The sequence below is a fragment of the Saccharospirillum alexandrii genome (assembly GCF_043641555.1).
In the GTDB taxonomy this organism is placed as follows: Bacteria; Pseudomonadota; Gammaproteobacteria; order Pseudomonadales; family Natronospirillaceae; genus Saccharospirillum; species Saccharospirillum alexandrii_A.
Window position 1 is genome coordinate 846,872 of the sequence record NZ_JBHZRJ010000001.1, and the last position, 13,607, is coordinate 860,478.

Here is a 13,607-nt window from a genome sequence, read left to right on the forward strand (position 1 = left end):
GGAGCTCCTTGTCCGAGAAGAGCCCACACACTACATTCGATGATAATGATTCTCAATGCCGTTTATGAAGATAATCTTTGGAATGTTCGTAAAAGAGACGCAGTAGACAATTTCTGCTTGAAGCACAGCAACAAAGGCTCGCAGAGCGGCGGTTTGCCTAGCCACCGGTTGCCGCCAACCCCATCCAAATAACCAGCCTATTAACCATACCTCGCCAATGAAGATGACGCTGGCCAGGTACTGGTCGACCAGCACCGCGCCCAGCGTGTCGATTAGGTAACCCATACCGGCGGCGACCAGCGGGCCAGCTATTAGCGGCCCAGAAAAGGTTTTAATCGGCACCCGGGTTTGACGGTGTGCCCCTTTAAACAGTAAACCGTGCTGCTTTTCCATCCAGCTCCAACAAGTGCCCAGACACTTGTTCCACCTGGTCGCGCACCCGTTGCAGGGCGTCACTGTCTTTGTGGATGCTGGTGGCAACACCTTCCATGTCGCGACTGATCTGACGCGCCGCCTTGTCGACCTCCTCTACCGAGTGCAGCATCTGGTCGGCGGCTACGGTGCCCTGGCGCGCATCCTCTTCAATTTTCTGAATGGCCTGCTCGGCTTCCTCGCTGTGGGTTTCGACAGAGGAGAGATGGGTGCGGCCGGTTTCGGTAACGCTAATGGCCTCGCGGGTGAACCCCTGAATGTCCTCGACAATACCATTGATGCGGGATGTGGCTTCCACCGTGCGCTCAGCGAGCTGGCGTACTTCATCGGCGACCACTGAGAAACCGCGCCCGGCATCCCCTGCACGGGCCGCTTCGATGGCGGCGTTCAATGCCAGCAGGTTGGTTTGTCCGGCCAGGTTGTTGATCATGTCCAGTACCGAGTCGATGTCGGCAGAGAGGGCATTTAGCTGGTTCAGTTTTTGTTCAATGTTAGCAACAACCTGTGACGTTTCTCGCAGACCGGAGACCGCCTGATTCAGGGTGGCAGTGCCCTGGCTCGCCGACGCCAGTGTTTGCGCAACCTGTCGGGACAGGGTTTTGGTGGCGTCAGCGATGCCAGACAGCGTTGCGGAAATCTCCTCAGTACTGGCCGCGACCGATTGGCCCTGGTCGTTAATTTGCTGGTTGCTCTGATCGAGCTGCTGGGTCTCGTGGGTCAGCTGTTCCATCATGGTTGCTGAGTGTTGGGCCGAGTCGGCGACCTGCCGGACCAGGGAACCCAGCCCTTCGGTCATCACATTAACGGCACGGCTCAGTGCATCGAACTCGTCGTTGCGGCGTTCGTTGACCGGGAGGCGGGCGCTGAGGTCGCCATCGCGAACCCTGTTCAGATCGGTGGTGATGCCAGTCAATGTCTGCTTAACGCTTCGGGTGATCCAGCCGACAACCACCAGCATGGCCAGAGCCATCAGCAAGCTGACTGAGAGCAGCAGGGTACGAGCAGTCTGGGAGCTTTCGCTGGCGTTGGCCCGGGCTGCGGAAATCAGGTTATCAAGGCTGTTGCGCACCGATTGTTGAGCGGTGCGCATGGCCGTTAGGGCTTCTGCCATAGCATCTCGGTTTTGCGTCAGCAGGCGAGCTTGCTCGTAGTGGCCCTCCATGCTGGCGAGATAGTTCTGGTTAACTTCAACGAACGGTTCTTCCATGTTGTTTGACGCCAATTGCTCAATATAGCGGTCGTAGGCGGCCCTGAGGGGCTCAAACCGCTCTGCTGTGGGGCTGTTCACATAGGCGACTTCCAGATTACTGATTTCGGCCATGTTCTCCTGTACGAAGGTCATGAAACCGGCTCTCTCGTTCAGCGCGTCACGGGCGGCGCTGAGGGTGGCATTCCAACCTGAGTCAGCGTCCAACCCAACCACAGCCGCCTGTTCAATGCTGGCCAACACCGCATTCAGGTAGCGCTCGAATTGTTCGAAGAACGTTTGCAGGCCGATGTCGAGATCCAGGCTTTGGGCGCGCAGGCTGGCCAGGCGTTCGAGTTCGGCATTCACATCGGTGACCACCGCATCGCGATTGGCGGGCGACAAACGGGAGACCCGATCACCAATCTGCATGGCCTGAAGCGTCAGCTGATCGAGCTGACTGGATTGCCGGTTAAGTTCCTGTAGCCGGTTATTGGTGCTTTGCTGTAATTCGATACCGCGGTACGCGACGACATAGAGCCCGGCCAGCCCGATCAGCGCGGTTAGCAGAAGAATGGACAGTTTCATGCGGAAGGTCAGGTTGTTTATCATAGTTATCCCGTTCTCAAAGGCCGAGCCCTGCGAAATGTCAGTAATCTGTTATTTAGCGGCTGAAGCGGAATTCAGTGAAGTCCATAAATCTGAACGCTGCGTTCCTTGGAGTATTGGGGGCAATGATCATTTCTTGTAGTTGGCGATGACTGCTATGGCAGTTGGTAACAGTCGTTAATGCTGTGTGAGAGAGGTGTTTTTTCTTATTTAAAGTATGTTACCGAAAGGGCAGGCTAACGCCTGCCCTTTCGGCGCCCGGATTATAACTTGAGCGTCAGCTTCACCCCTATTGTTAATGTGTCGTATTCCAGGCCATCGAGCTCGGTTTCTTCAGTGCTGGTCGCCATCAGCACAACGCCGCCTTCAAGGTGATCGTTTATTTCTGCGCCAAGACCCACCATTGAAGCGCCACCAATGCCCTCAAGGTTGGCCTCATCCACCGTGAAATCACCCAGCCCAAGGCCACCTTCTATGTACAGGCCACCCGACGTATCGAAGTAATAGGTGCCGCCAATGCCTGAAAGGCCTGCAACTGCGCCAGTGCCTTCTTCATCATCAAAGAAAGAGGCTTCTCGCTGGTAGTAGAGCGCGAAATTAGGATTAATGTGCCCACCAATTTTAAAGGAGGTCAGGATGCCTCTGTAACCACTTTCAGAGGCTGAGTCACCCGCATAGGAAGCCTCGAACGTATTGGTATTCAGGCCAATGCCACCGGCCAGGAAGAACCCTTCACGGTCATCGGCGTTTGCGAAAGATGATCCCAAAGTAACTACAATTGCTGAAAAGCCTACTACTGCTTTATTCATTCTATTTACCACTATTTCACTTTTTCAAATTTATCTAGCACGCTAGATTCCACAGCAGTCTATATAAATCAGACGGTTATATCTCACCAGGGGTGTCGTTTGTGTCCGCTTTTGGCGATATTCCGAGAGGTAGCCGTGTGGTGATCGAAGTTCGTACAGTGAAACCGGGTTGCAAATGCGAACACCCACTGCCGTAAACTGTTATTGGATATTGTTGGTTCAATTTCTCCTTTTAGTCGGATTTTTTAACCTGGCGTGCTATTTGAAGGCGATTAATTCAGCCAGTTTAGCCCGATTCGCCCTGGCTCCAGGAGTAGCATGATGGTCAGGCCCCGGCTTCATTCCAGCCCGTTTTCGGTTATTCATTACTGGCAGAGTGGCGGGGAATGATGATCGCAAAGAGGGAAACGCAGACGATGAGCAAAAAGCTGAGTTTTACCACACGCACCATCCATTCCGGGTACGAGGCGTCTGAGCATGAAGGGTCTTTGAATCCACCGGTATATATGACATCCACTTACTGTTTCGACACTGTCGAGCAGGGCGCAGCCCGGTTTGCCGGGGAAGCACAGGGCCACGTTTACAGCCGTATCTCAAACCCCACCCAGGCGGTGCTGGAAACCCGCCTGGCAGACCTTGAAGATGCCGAAGCCTGCCTGGCAACAGCGTCCGGCATGGGCGCGATCACTGCCGCCATCTGGACGCTGGTCCACCCCGGCGATACCGTTATTGCCGATAAAACGCTTTACGGCTGTACCTTCTCCTATTTCCAACACGGTCTGACCCGGTTTGGCGTAAACGTCACCTTTGTCGATTGTACCGATGTCGACGCCGTAGCTCGCGCGTTGTCTGCCCAGACCCGGGTGGTCTACTTCGAAACCCCGGTAAACCCAACCATGAGAGTCATCGACATTGCCGCCATTAGCCAGCGGGTACATGATTTTAACCCCGCCATCACAGTAATGGTTGATAACACCTATTGCACACCGGCCCTGCAACGTCCGTTGAACCTGGGGGCTGATCTGGTTGTGCATTCGGCCACCAAATACCTGGGCGGGCACGGCGATCTGATCGCCGGGGCAGTAATGGGCAAACAGAGCCTGATTGATGAAATCCGGCTCTTTGGTCTGAAGGACATGACTGGGGCTGTGATCGCGCCGTTAACAGCGTTTTTGATATTGCGCGGTCTGAAAAGCCTGTCACTGAGAATGGAACGACACTGCAGCAACGCCCAAACACTGGCTCATCGCTTACAGCAGCACAAGGCCGTGGCGGCTGTCTATTACCCCGGTCTGGAAGGTAGCCCTCACTACAGCCTGGCGTGCCGCCAGATGAAAGCCCCCGGTGGGATGATCGCGATGGAACTGCAAGGTGGTTTCAAGGCCGGTGTTAACTTCATGAACCGGTTAAACCTGATCAAGCGCGCCGTGAGCCTGGGCGATGCCGAAACGCTCTGCCAGCATCCGGCGAGCATGACGCACTCGACCTATACCCCCGAAGAGCGAGCCGAGCACGACATCAGCGAAGGGCTGGTGAGGCTATCGGTTGGTCTGGAAGACCTGGAGGATATTTATGCCGATCTGGAGCAGGCTCTGGTGGGTGTTTGACCCCTGTCTTCATCGTTCTAGCAATAGTCGGGGGGAGGGGTGAGCAGACGGGGCACCCCATGCAGTGAGGTGGTATCACAACAATAAGTGCCCGGGCTGCTCTCGTCGTCGATCAGAACCGGAGGAAGTTCTTGATCTGCAGGCTAATGGTGTTGGCCGCATTAGCATTTTCGCCGGCCAGTGTCGTGGAGTAGCCCAATTGGAATTGGGTCGGCAGTGCCCACTGAGTGAAAAATACGCTCATATTGGGTTCCACCGCCAGGCTGTAGGATTCATCGTCCTGACCGTTGCCATCAACCTCGGTCTCTCCGGTCATTGTATAGCTGACGGGAAGACCAAAGCTTAACTGTACACCGTTACCTGCCGACATCGAATAGTTCGGTTCAACTTCAAAGATGGCTTCTGAACCGTACTGTAGGGTTACGTCGGATGCCGTGACGGAGTAATCCTGTTCGGTCTCCAGGAAGAAAGATGACTGGTTGTAGAAGTTGATGTAAAAATCCGGCGTGATCAGGTAGTCAAACGAGAACCTGGCTCCAAGGCCCCAGGCACCACGGTCGGTTCGAGCTGCTTTGAAGTCATCGCCACCCAGAAAATTCTCAAGCTGTTCTTCGCCGTCATATTGAGATATTGGCACTTTAATGCCTGGTGTAACCGCAAAGCGGAGCGTATCGCTTCGGGAGTAGCCCTGAGCACCTAACGCCTGGAACTTCGCGCCGACAAAAAGATCGTTAGCGCCCGCTAATTCTACGCGATCGTTTCCATCCACCTCGCCGGAGAGAATGTAACCGGGTGCCCACTGAACCCCTGCTGTAACCCAGTCATTAACGCCATATTCAAGCGCTATGGACAGCGTGTTAACGGATACTGCGTCGGTGTCCTGGCGTTCGCCATCGGCATCAAAGGTTTCGTCGAAATTGGTCAGTGATGGAACCATGGTGGTTCGCAGTACGCCTTGCGGCAACACCTTGGCGTCGTCTGCAATGACGGGGATCGCCAGGCTCGCAAGTAGTGGTAGTGCTATGGCCTTTTTTAACATTGTTGTTCTCCAGGCATTATGGGTTTGTCCAAATCGACTTGGTGACAGCGTCGATCGAGGGTTCGGGTGAACCAAGGGTGACCATAGCTCATGCGCGAATAACTGTTCAAAGCGTCTGTCTGATTACCCTGTTGCGTGGCAATAATGCCCCGGCCTGGCTAGATATGAGTGAAATTTAGGCTGCAGAAGAGCGGTTGTTGGGCCGCATGGCCGGTGTTAACACTGTTCATCGAAATCCGACATCACCCCTGCAGTATGGGTGACACTGACTATACTCCTGCTCCAGTGCCGAAAGCTTTGCTGACGGGCACCGTTTCTGTCGACCTGACGGCAACACTCACACTCATTGGGAGGCAATATGGCCGAAAACAAACGTTGTCGTTATTTATCGCAGGTGGTCGATGGGCTCGGCAAGTCAGCTAGCCGGGCTATGCTGCGAGCTGTTGGCTTCAGTGACGAGGATTTCCGCAAGCCCCAGGTCGGCATTGCCTCTACCTGGAGCAATCTCACGCCCTGAAACATGCACATTAACCGGCTGGCCGAAGGAACATGTTGAATCGTCGCCGTGCATAAGAGGCGGTTCCGACTACAATTTCCACGTTAAGCCGCTTTTAACTCAGGGCCAGTTGGTTTATTCGTTTCCGGACAGCGAGTACGCAGAAGTATTGTCGGGTGTTGAATTCGATGTGCTTCCCATCGATTTGAGAGTCGGGCTGGTTCTGGTGCAACAGTAGTACTACGCAGCCAGACTCGATGGTTACATCCTGAGCTTGATACTGATCTACGTTATCGAAAGGGAGACTCAGGAGTTGAGCGACATGCTCAGTGGCTTGCACATTCAATAGCAGGGGTACTGTCAGAGTTGGATTGCGAGGATTCAGCCACGAAACGCACTGCTGCTGATTTTGTACTAGACTGTAGGCTTATGCGTCTGTCAAAAATTCATACGAGTGAAAAGTGAGGTATTCCAGTGAAGATTGTCCGAGTTAAAGACATTATTGGTACAGAGCGTGAAGTGCACGGCCCGGGTTGGACTAGCCGCCGTATGCTGCTGAAGAAGGATGGCATGGGGTTTTCTTTCCATGAGACCATTATTCCGGCTGGTGCCGAGCTTAACCTCTGGTACAAGCACCATCTGGAAGCGGTTTACTGCGTTGCCGGTAACGGCACCATTACCGATAAATCGACAGGTGAAACTCACGATATTTCCGATGGCACGCTGTACGCACTCGATAAACATGATCAGCATACACTGCGTGGTGGCACTGAAGATATGCGCCTGATTTGTGCCTTTAATCCCCCCGTTACTGGCAATGAAGTGCACGACAAGGATGGCGCCTACATGCCGGATACCAGCGGGGACTGATTGTTATTGATGAATGCCCGATAGGGCTGCTGCCCCGTGGCCATCAACAGGGGCAGCAATCGGTAATGTTTTCAAGAAGTGTCTTTCAACCAGGGGTGGCTCGTACCGAGCCGCCTCTGGTTGTAGAATCACTGCAAGCCTGAACCGCTAGACGTAAAAGTCCAACTCCTCCTGCGCTTTCAGCAGATCCCGCATCTTGATTGGATCATCACCATAGAAGAAGATCAGCCCCCAGTGGGTGCCGAAGGCCGACCGGTCAGGCACAGTCTCCTCTGTCGGTGCAACCAGTTCGTGCGACTCGAAATAGGGGTGCTCTGTCGTTTCTTTAGGCATTTCCAGCTTGCTGACAACACGACGCCGTGGATAAACACCGAAGCAACCTGCATAGCCTTTAGCATCGACCACTTCACGCGGGAAGAAGTTATCGACTTCCTCTTTCGTGCTTTTAGGGTCGAACACCAGCATGGATGCCTGGTATGCATTAAAGCCATAGGCGCGCTCAATGAGCTCGAAGGCTTTGAAGCCGGGCGGGCGGTAAGCGACTTCGCCGAAATACATCTCGCCATCGGCGGTCACGAAGTACTCAGGGTGAATCAATCCGAACTTGATGTCGAAGGTTTTGATCAGTAATTCGATCTGTTTGGTGATCGCATTGCGCCAGCTCTCAAGTTCCTCGGTAGCCGGTACGAATACCGAATAACCCAGGGTTACATATTCGGAAATGTTGAGGAACTTGATCTTGCCATCGTGGATCCAGGCTTCGACTGCGAATTCCCAGCCACTTAAATGGCTTTCCATCAGCAGCGGGTATTCTTCTTCAGGAATGTTGTCAATTTCTTCCAGCGTGCGAATCATCCGGTGGCCGAGGCAGCCGGCTTTGTCGAAGGCTTTGACGTGAATAGGGTCGTCCGGATCGCCATCGAGTTTGAGCAGCGTTTGGTTAACCCGTTTCATAAAGCGAACAACATCTTCGCGCTCGTGTGCTTCTTCAAAGATCCCTACACGAATACCGCCAAGCTGGGCACGGCGTTTCATTAACGCCTTGTCGCGGAACAGAATAGACTGGCCGTACATGCGTGGGCTGTCGAGCAGGACAGAGTTAATGGCGCCGGACCACTCTACGGTTTCCTCGAACAAAGGAATGGCGACATCGACGCCTTCTGCCTTTAGCTTCTGGGCGATCTCGATGGACCGGTCATTCAGGCGGACGAAGTCCCAGGGGATAAAGGGGATTTTATTGGCAGCACAGAAATCGGCCGCCCAGTCTGGAGCAACGACAATATAGCGCCGATCGAATTTCTGCGCCGCCTTAATAGCGTTGACACTCCAGCCGAGTAAAGCAATGTAGCCTTTGGTCGGATCTTTGGGTGTCTCGGTTCCTTTCACGGAATCCAGGTCGGGATCGCGCCAGGATAATACATCTTGAGATAACTTCGAATCAGGTGTGATCGACATTTATCATACTCCTTATCATTCGTGCAAAAAGACGAGAGTGGCACCAGATCTCGATAAAAGAACCAAGTCTCATAGCGGTGTCGGCGGGGGGAGTGTGAATAAAGAACAGGCGGGGAAGTATTCAGTGACTCTTGATGTTCGTTGTTAATATAGTCGGTATTTCCAATTTGGAAAGTTTACTTCTCAGCTCGCAGTGCTTTAAAGGGCGCCAGATCAGAAGCAGAGCGGCATTTGAGTTGGGTTGAGCGAAGACTGCCGTTGCCGTCTGGGGTTGATTCTGTCAGCCTGAAGGGCCCAACAAACCGGATCAGGAGACAAACATGGCCGCAGACAAGCGTCGTCGTCATTCATCCCAGGTGGTCGATGGGTTAGGGAAGTCAGCCAGCCGCGCCATGTTGCGAGCCGTTGGCTTCACCGACGATGATTTCCGTAAGCCCCAGGTGGGCATCGCCTCTACCTGGAGCAACCTCACGCCGTGCAACATGCACATCAACCGGTTGGCAGAAGAGTCGGCAGCAGGTGCCGATGAGGCGGGCGGAAAGTCCCTGATTTTTAACACTATCACCGTATCCGATGGCATTGCTAATGGGACGGAGGGGATGAAGTACTCCCTGGTTTCCCGCGAGGTCATTGCCGATTCGATTGAGACGGTCGCCGGCTGCGAAGGCTTCGATGGCTTGGTCGCCATTGGCGGTTGCGACAAAAACATGCCCGGCTGCATGATGGGGCTGGCGCGGCTGAACCGGCCGTCGGTGTTCGTTTACGGCGGTACCATTATGCCGGGCGAGAATCACACTGACATTATTTCTGTGTTCGAAGCGGTGGGTGCGCATGCGCAAGGCAAGCTGGATTTGATTGAGGTGAAGCAAATCGAAGAGACGGCGATTCCCGGGGCCGGTTCGTGTGGCGGTATGTACACGGCAAACACCATGGCCTCGGCTATTGAAGCCATGGGGATGAGCCTGCCGGGCAGTTCCGCGCAGAATGCGGTGTCGGACACCAAAGTAGCGGATTGCCGGGCCGCTGGAGCCGCTGTACTGAACTTGCTGGAGCGGGACATCAAACCTTCCGACATCATGACCCGGGAAGCCTTTGAGAATGCGATTACCGTCGTTATCGCGCTCGGGGGCTCAACCAATGCGGTCCTGCATCTGTTGGCCATGGCCAGCACAGTCGGCGTTGAGTTGTCTCTCGAAGACTTTGCAGAGATCGGTAAACGGGTGCCGGTGCTGGCCGACTTGCGCCCTAGTGGCCATTACATGATGTCGGAACTGGTTGCTATCGGCGGTATTCAACCGCTGATCAAAATGCTGCTCGAACGCGGGCTGGTTCATGGCAATTGCCTGACCGTTACCGGGCAAACACTGGCCGAGAATCTGGCCAGCGTTGAGCCTTACCCCGAAGGCCAGGACATCATTCATGCGTTCGATAACCCTATCAAGGCCGACAGCCACTTGCGCATTCTCTATGGCAACCTCGCCCCTACAGGCGCGGTAGCGAAAATCACCGGGAAGGAAGGCACGCACTTTACCGGCCGGGCCCGGGTGTTTCACTCGGAAGAAGAAGCCCAGGAACGTATTCTGGATGGCACCGTGATCGCCGGTGATGTGTTGGTGATTCGCTACGAAGGCCCCAAAGGCGGGCCGGGCATGCGCGAAATGCTCAGCCCGACCTCGGCGATTATGGGCAAAGGACTGGGTAGCGACGTCGCGCTGATTACCGATGGACGTTTTTCCGGGGGCAGCCATGGCTTTGTCGTTGGCCATATCACGCCCGAGGCCGCCGAGGGGGGTCCAATCGCGCAGGTAGAAGAGGGCGATACCATCACCATCGATGCCGTCAGTAACCGGATTGAGCTGGGAGTGTCCGATCAGGAGCTGGAACGCAGGCGGCAGGCCTGGCAGCCACCCGGCCCACGGTTCACCCGGGGCGTGCTGGCAAAATACGCCCGCACGGTGGGGTCTGCTTCAACGGGTGCGGTGACCGATTTGCCCTAAGGTTTTTAGCGGCTTAGCGGTTCCGCGATAGCGAAGGGAATAGACAGACACTGGGCCGGAATGTGGCTTTTTTCCCCACGAAAAGCTGATTCGGGTGTGCAGGTTATAAAGTGCTAAAGGCGCTCTTCGTCTCTGAGCGTCAGCACTTCAAAGCCGTCTGAGGTTACGGCTATCGTATGCTCCCATTGGGCCGATAACTTTTTGTCACTAGTTACGACGGTCCAGCCATCGTTCTTTTGCTTCACCTTAGCTTTGCCCTGGTTAATCATCGGTTCAATGGTGAAGGTCATGCCTTCTTGCAGAACCAGGCCTTTTCCCTGCTGGCCATAGTGCAGTACCGACGGTGCTTCATGCATCTCACGACCAATGCCATGGCCGCAATACTCGCGGACCACGGTGTAGCCGTTTTTTGTAGCGTGTCGCAGTATGGCGTGGCCAATGTCGCCCAGGGTAGCCCCCGGTTTAACGACGCGTATGCCTTCCCACATGGCGTCGTAGGTTTTATCGACCAGGCGTTGTGCCAGTGGTGTCACGTCACCGATCAGGTACATTTTACTGGAATCGGCAATGTAGCCGCCTTTTTCCAGTGTAATATCGATATTGACGATGTCACCGGGTTTCAGCGTTTGAGTCTCCGAGGGTACGCCATGGCACACCACATGGTTGACCGAGCTGTTCAATACATACTGATAACCGTACTGGCCTTTGCTGGCCGGGCGTGCCTGCAACTGGTCGATGATGTAGCGCTCAGTCAGGTTGTTGATATCCATGGTGGTGATGCCAGGCGCTATCTGACCATCGAGATACGCAAAAACGGAGGCGAGCAGGCGGCCGGATTCTCGCATGATCTGCAGTTCCGACGCGGATTTCAGGATAACCTCAGACACTGGCGAATTTCCTCACCTCGACCTCGGCTTCCTTCATTTGTTCGCTCACGATCTCGTTGAACGATTTGCCCGGGTTGGCTTCGGCCAGCATGCCGATTTTAATCCAGTATTCGGCTTGTGCGTTGATGGAGCGCACCATGAATGAGCTGGCCTTGCGAATGTCTTCGTGTAGGTCGTCGTTGATTTTGACAATACCCATGATGAACTCCGAATATATGATGTATATACGAATCATATATTGGCTATGTGTGGGCTGTAAATACCATTACCGGGTTTATTCAGTTACCGGACTGTAATATCTGGGCTGGTTGTCCCGGGCCAGATGCACCAGATTCAGCCCATAGCGACGGGCACGGTCAACCGCCAGGGTGCTCGGGGCAGCTAGGTTAACCAGCGTAGACGCCCCGGCCATAACGGCCTTGTTGACCAGTTCGACACTGCAGCGGCTGCTCATCACCAGAGTGTGGCCCGTTAGTGAGTGTTCACGGCGCAGGGCGTGGCCGATTAGCTTATCGAGGGCGTTGTGTCGGCCGATGTCTTCGCGGCAGGCGAGCAGGGTGCCTTGAGGGTCGATCAGTGCTGCGGCGTGAATAGCGCCGACCTGCGGCCCCAGCGTTTGGGCCCGGGCGAGCTGGTCGCGCAACTGGCTCAGTTGTGCCAGTGGCAACATTGGGGCGGGTTGCAATGCCTCCAGCGGCACAAAGGCGCTTTCCAGTGAATCGCTGCCACACAGGCCGCAGCCCGTTGCACCCATCATCTGTCGTTGCCGGCTGCGGTATTGCGACTGGCGGCGCGCGCTCAGGGTGGCATCCAACAAGTAGGCGGGCAGGCCATCGGGTGTGTGAGTGGTTGTTAACGTCCAGTCCAGCAGGTCTGCCGCGCGTCGGATTACGCCTTCGCTCAGGCTGAAACCCACCAGAAAGTCGTCGAGATCAGTCGGCGTCAGCATCATGATGCCGTGGGTGATATCGCCATAGCTGATGGCTACCGGAACTTCTTCGATCAGATCGGTTTCGGCATCAGTTCCATTGTGAAGCTGTGCACGGAAGTTTCGTTTACCGGAAGCTGGAGGGAGCGACATCTGGGCTATCCCGGTTGCAGTGGAGTGGAGGCAAGAGTGTACCGGATTGTTGGCTGGGTGTGTGCCTGTGAGCGACGTCCGGGGTGATCGCTCGGGTGTTGTTGATGGGGGATTTTGCAAAATGAGCGACGGGTGCCGGTGGTGCCTCTGCGGGGGAGTCCGCAACATGGATGTTGCGGTCTAGGCCCCATGGACGGGTTTACGCCGACCCCGCAGAGGCACCACCGGTACCCGTCGCGGGCCAGGGCCACTTAGCCAACGCCAAAACATAAGTTAATGAGCAGGGGTTTATTCTGGTATCACCGCCGTCGCTTCGATCTCGACTTTGGCTTCATCTTCAATCAAATCCGCCACCTGCACCATGGTCATCGCCGGGAAATGCTTGCCGAGCACGGCGCGGTAGGCCTCGCCAACGTCGGTGAGGCGGGTCAGGTATTCAGCTTTGTCGGTGACATACCAGGTGAGGCGAACCAGGTGTTCGGGTCGGGCATCGGCTTCGTGCAAGACGGCAACGATGTTGCGCAGTGCCTGTTCGATCTGGCCGACGAAGTCATTGGTTTCGAATATCTGGTCGGCATTCCAGCCAATCTGGCCACCAACGAACACGGTTTTTCCTTCGGCCAGCATGCCATTAGCGTAGCCGACCGCGCGTTTCCAGTGGCTGGGGTGAAGCAGTTGGTGGGGGGTGGATGCAGTCATCAGGAGGATCCTTTTTCAGTCGCGACACCGGGGGTTTCCCGGTCGCGTTCAAATTGGTGGCGCATGGCTTCTGGCCAGCGCTGGGGTTTGCCACTGGCCATATCGACATAGACGAGGGTGGATTCGTTCGTCAGGCGCAGGTCGTTTCCGCAGTGCGCAGTGATGCTCAGGGTCAGGCTGGCGTTGCCAATCTGGGTAACAGCCAGCCGGAAGTCGAGCCAGTCGCCAAGGCGGCTGGGGGCTTTGAAATCGGTGTTCAGGTTCACCGTCGGTACGCTGGTGCCGGATTCGATGTGCAGGCTGTTGAAGTCGCGGCCGACGACGTCGGCGAACCAGTCTTCGACCACGGCGTTGATCATTTCGAAATACCGTGGGAAGTAGACAATGCCGGCCGGGTCGCAGTGGCCGAATCGAACCTTGTGTCGGGTCAGGTACGCCAT

General features: G+C 55.2%; 14 protein-coding genes. 4 read left to right on the top strand and 10 right to left on the bottom strand.

Translation table 11 applies throughout. The features are described from left to right. Positions 1-30: 30 nt before the first annotated feature. The 3 genes from ACHUE7_RS03655 to ACHUE7_RS03665 all read right to left on the bottom strand — a co-directional run bounded on the left by ACHUE7_RS03655 (position 31) and on the right by ACHUE7_RS03665 (position 3,036). Complete coding sequence (locus ACHUE7_RS03655) at positions 31-393, bottom strand: hypothetical protein (protein ID WP_394168784.1); 363 nt, start codon at positions 391-393, stop codon at positions 31-33. After that, the gene (locus tag ACHUE7_RS03660) at positions 365-2,230 is read right to left on the bottom strand and encodes a methyl-accepting chemotaxis protein (RefSeq protein ID WP_394168785.1); all 1,866 of its coding nucleotides are present in this window, start codon (positions 2,228-2,230) and stop codon (positions 365-367) included. Before ACHUE7_RS03660 ends, ACHUE7_RS03655 begins: the two co-directional genes overlap by 29 nt. A gap of 260 nt (positions 2,231-2,490) precedes the next feature. Then, complete coding sequence (locus tag ACHUE7_RS03665) at positions 2,491-3,036, bottom strand: hypothetical protein (RefSeq protein ID WP_394168786.1); 546 nt, start codon at positions 3,034-3,036, stop codon at positions 2,491-2,493. 416 nt (positions 3,037-3,452) lie between these two features. Here ACHUE7_RS03665 and megL point away from each other — a divergent pair, with 416 nt between their 5' ends. After that, positions 3,453-4,643 (top strand): methionine gamma-lyase, encoded by a 1,191-nt coding sequence (megL, locus tag ACHUE7_RS03670; protein ID WP_394168787.1) that lies wholly within the window; start codon positions 3,453-3,455, stop codon positions 4,641-4,643. Positions 4,644-4,755: 112 nt separating this feature from the next. Here the strand turns inward: megL and ACHUE7_RS03675 are convergent, their stop codons facing one another. Then, a complete protein-coding gene (locus tag ACHUE7_RS03675) occupies positions 4,756-5,682 on the bottom strand; it encodes a hypothetical protein (RefSeq protein WP_394168788.1) in 927 nt (308 codons plus the stop codon). A gap of 358 nt (positions 5,683-6,040) precedes the next feature. On the opposite strand from ACHUE7_RS03675, the gene ACHUE7_RS03680 reads away from it, so the two are divergent. Next, positions 6,041-6,199, top strand: a complete 159-nt coding sequence (locus ACHUE7_RS03680) for a hypothetical protein (RefSeq protein WP_394169166.1) — start codon at positions 6,041-6,043, stop codon at positions 6,197-6,199. Between the two features lie 453 nt (positions 6,200-6,652). Beyond that, a complete protein-coding gene (locus tag ACHUE7_RS03685) occupies positions 6,653-7,048 on the top strand; it encodes an ectoine synthase (RefSeq protein WP_394168789.1) in 396 nt (131 codons plus the stop codon). A 147-nt stretch (positions 7,049-7,195) separates the two neighbouring features. Here ACHUE7_RS03685 and ACHUE7_RS03690 read toward each other — a convergent pair whose 3' ends face one another. Next, positions 7,196-8,503: an ATP-grasp domain-containing protein gene (locus tag ACHUE7_RS03690; RefSeq protein ID WP_394168790.1), complete on the bottom strand. Its 1,308-nt coding sequence runs from the start codon at positions 8,501-8,503 to the stop codon at positions 7,196-7,198. Positions 8,504-8,823: 320 nt separating this feature from the next. Here ACHUE7_RS03690 and ilvD point away from each other — a divergent pair, with 320 nt between their 5' ends. Next, a complete protein-coding gene (gene ilvD, locus ACHUE7_RS03695; RefSeq protein WP_394168791.1) occupies positions 8,824-10,500 on the top strand; it encodes a dihydroxy-acid dehydratase in 1,677 nt (558 codons plus the stop codon). Positions 10,501-10,613: 113 nt separating this feature from the next. On the opposite strand, the gene map is transcribed toward ilvD, so the two are convergent. The 5 genes from map to ACHUE7_RS03720 form a co-directional block, all read right to left on the bottom strand. Next, positions 10,614-11,387: a type I methionyl aminopeptidase gene (gene map, locus ACHUE7_RS03700; protein WP_394168792.1), complete on the bottom strand. Its 774-nt coding sequence runs from the start codon at positions 11,385-11,387 to the stop codon at positions 10,614-10,616. Continuing rightward, on the bottom strand, positions 11,380-11,586 hold the full coding sequence (locus ACHUE7_RS03705) for a ParD-like family protein (protein WP_394168793.1): 207 nt from the start codon (positions 11,584-11,586) through the stop codon (positions 11,380-11,382). Before ACHUE7_RS03705 ends, map begins: the two co-directional genes overlap by 8 nt. 75 nt (positions 11,587-11,661) lie before the next feature. Next, entirely contained in the window at positions 11,662-12,468 is an 807-nt protein-coding gene (gene fdhD, locus ACHUE7_RS03710) for a formate dehydrogenase accessory sulfurtransferase FdhD (protein WP_394168794.1), read from the bottom strand. Positions 12,469-12,756: 288 nt separating this feature from the next. Then, positions 12,757-13,167 carry a RidA family protein gene (locus tag ACHUE7_RS03715; RefSeq protein WP_394168795.1) on the bottom strand — a complete coding sequence of 137 codons (411 nt, stop codon included), beginning with the start codon at positions 13,165-13,167 and terminating at the stop codon, positions 12,757-12,759. Then, a complete protein-coding gene (locus tag ACHUE7_RS03720; protein ID WP_394168796.1) occupies positions 13,167-13,607 on the bottom strand; it encodes an acyl-CoA thioesterase in 441 nt (146 codons plus the stop codon). Before ACHUE7_RS03720 ends, ACHUE7_RS03715 begins: the two co-directional genes overlap by 1 nt.

Bases quoted from the DNA above. Each gene is read 5' to 3' on its own strand.
- ACHUE7_RS03655 (WP_394168784.1), bottom strand. From the start codon at position 393: ATGGAAAAGCAGCACGGTTTACTGTTTAAAGGGGCACACCGTCAAACC.
- ACHUE7_RS03660 (WP_394168785.1), bottom strand. From the start codon at position 2,230: ATGATAAACAACCTGACCTTCCGCATGAAACTGTCCATTCTTCTGCTA.
- ACHUE7_RS03665 (WP_394168786.1), bottom strand. From the start codon at position 3,036: ATGAATAAAGCAGTAGTAGGCTTTTCAGCAATTGTAGTTACTTTGGGA.
- megL (WP_394168787.1), top strand. From the start codon at position 3,453: ATGAGCAAAAAGCTGAGTTTTACCACACGCACCATCCATTCCGGGTAC.
- ACHUE7_RS03675 (WP_394168788.1), bottom strand. From the start codon at position 5,682: ATGTTAAAAAAGGCCATAGCACTACCACTACTTGCGAGCCTGGCGATC.
- ACHUE7_RS03680 (WP_394169166.1), top strand. From the start codon at position 6,041: ATGGCCGAAAACAAACGTTGTCGTTATTTATCGCAGGTGGTCGATGGG.
- ACHUE7_RS03690 (WP_394168790.1), bottom strand. From the start codon at position 8,503: ATGTCGATCACACCTGATTCGAAGTTATCTCAAGATGTATTATCCTGG.
- ilvD (WP_394168791.1), top strand. From the start codon at position 8,824: ATGGCCGCAGACAAGCGTCGTCGTCATTCATCCCAGGTGGTCGATGGG.
- ACHUE7_RS03705 (WP_394168793.1), bottom strand. From the start codon at position 11,586: ATGGGTATTGTCAAAATCAACGACGACCTACACGAAGACATTCGCAAG.
- fdhD (WP_394168794.1), bottom strand. From the start codon at position 12,468: ATGTCGCTCCCTCCAGCTTCCGGTAAACGAAACTTCCGTGCACAGCTT.
- ACHUE7_RS03715 (WP_394168795.1), bottom strand. From the start codon at position 13,167: ATGACTGCATCCACCCCCCACCAACTGCTTCACCCCAGCCACTGGAAA.
- ACHUE7_RS03720 (WP_394168796.1), bottom strand. From the start codon at position 13,607: ATGGCGTACCTGACCCGACACAAGGTTCGATTCGGCCACTGCGACCCG.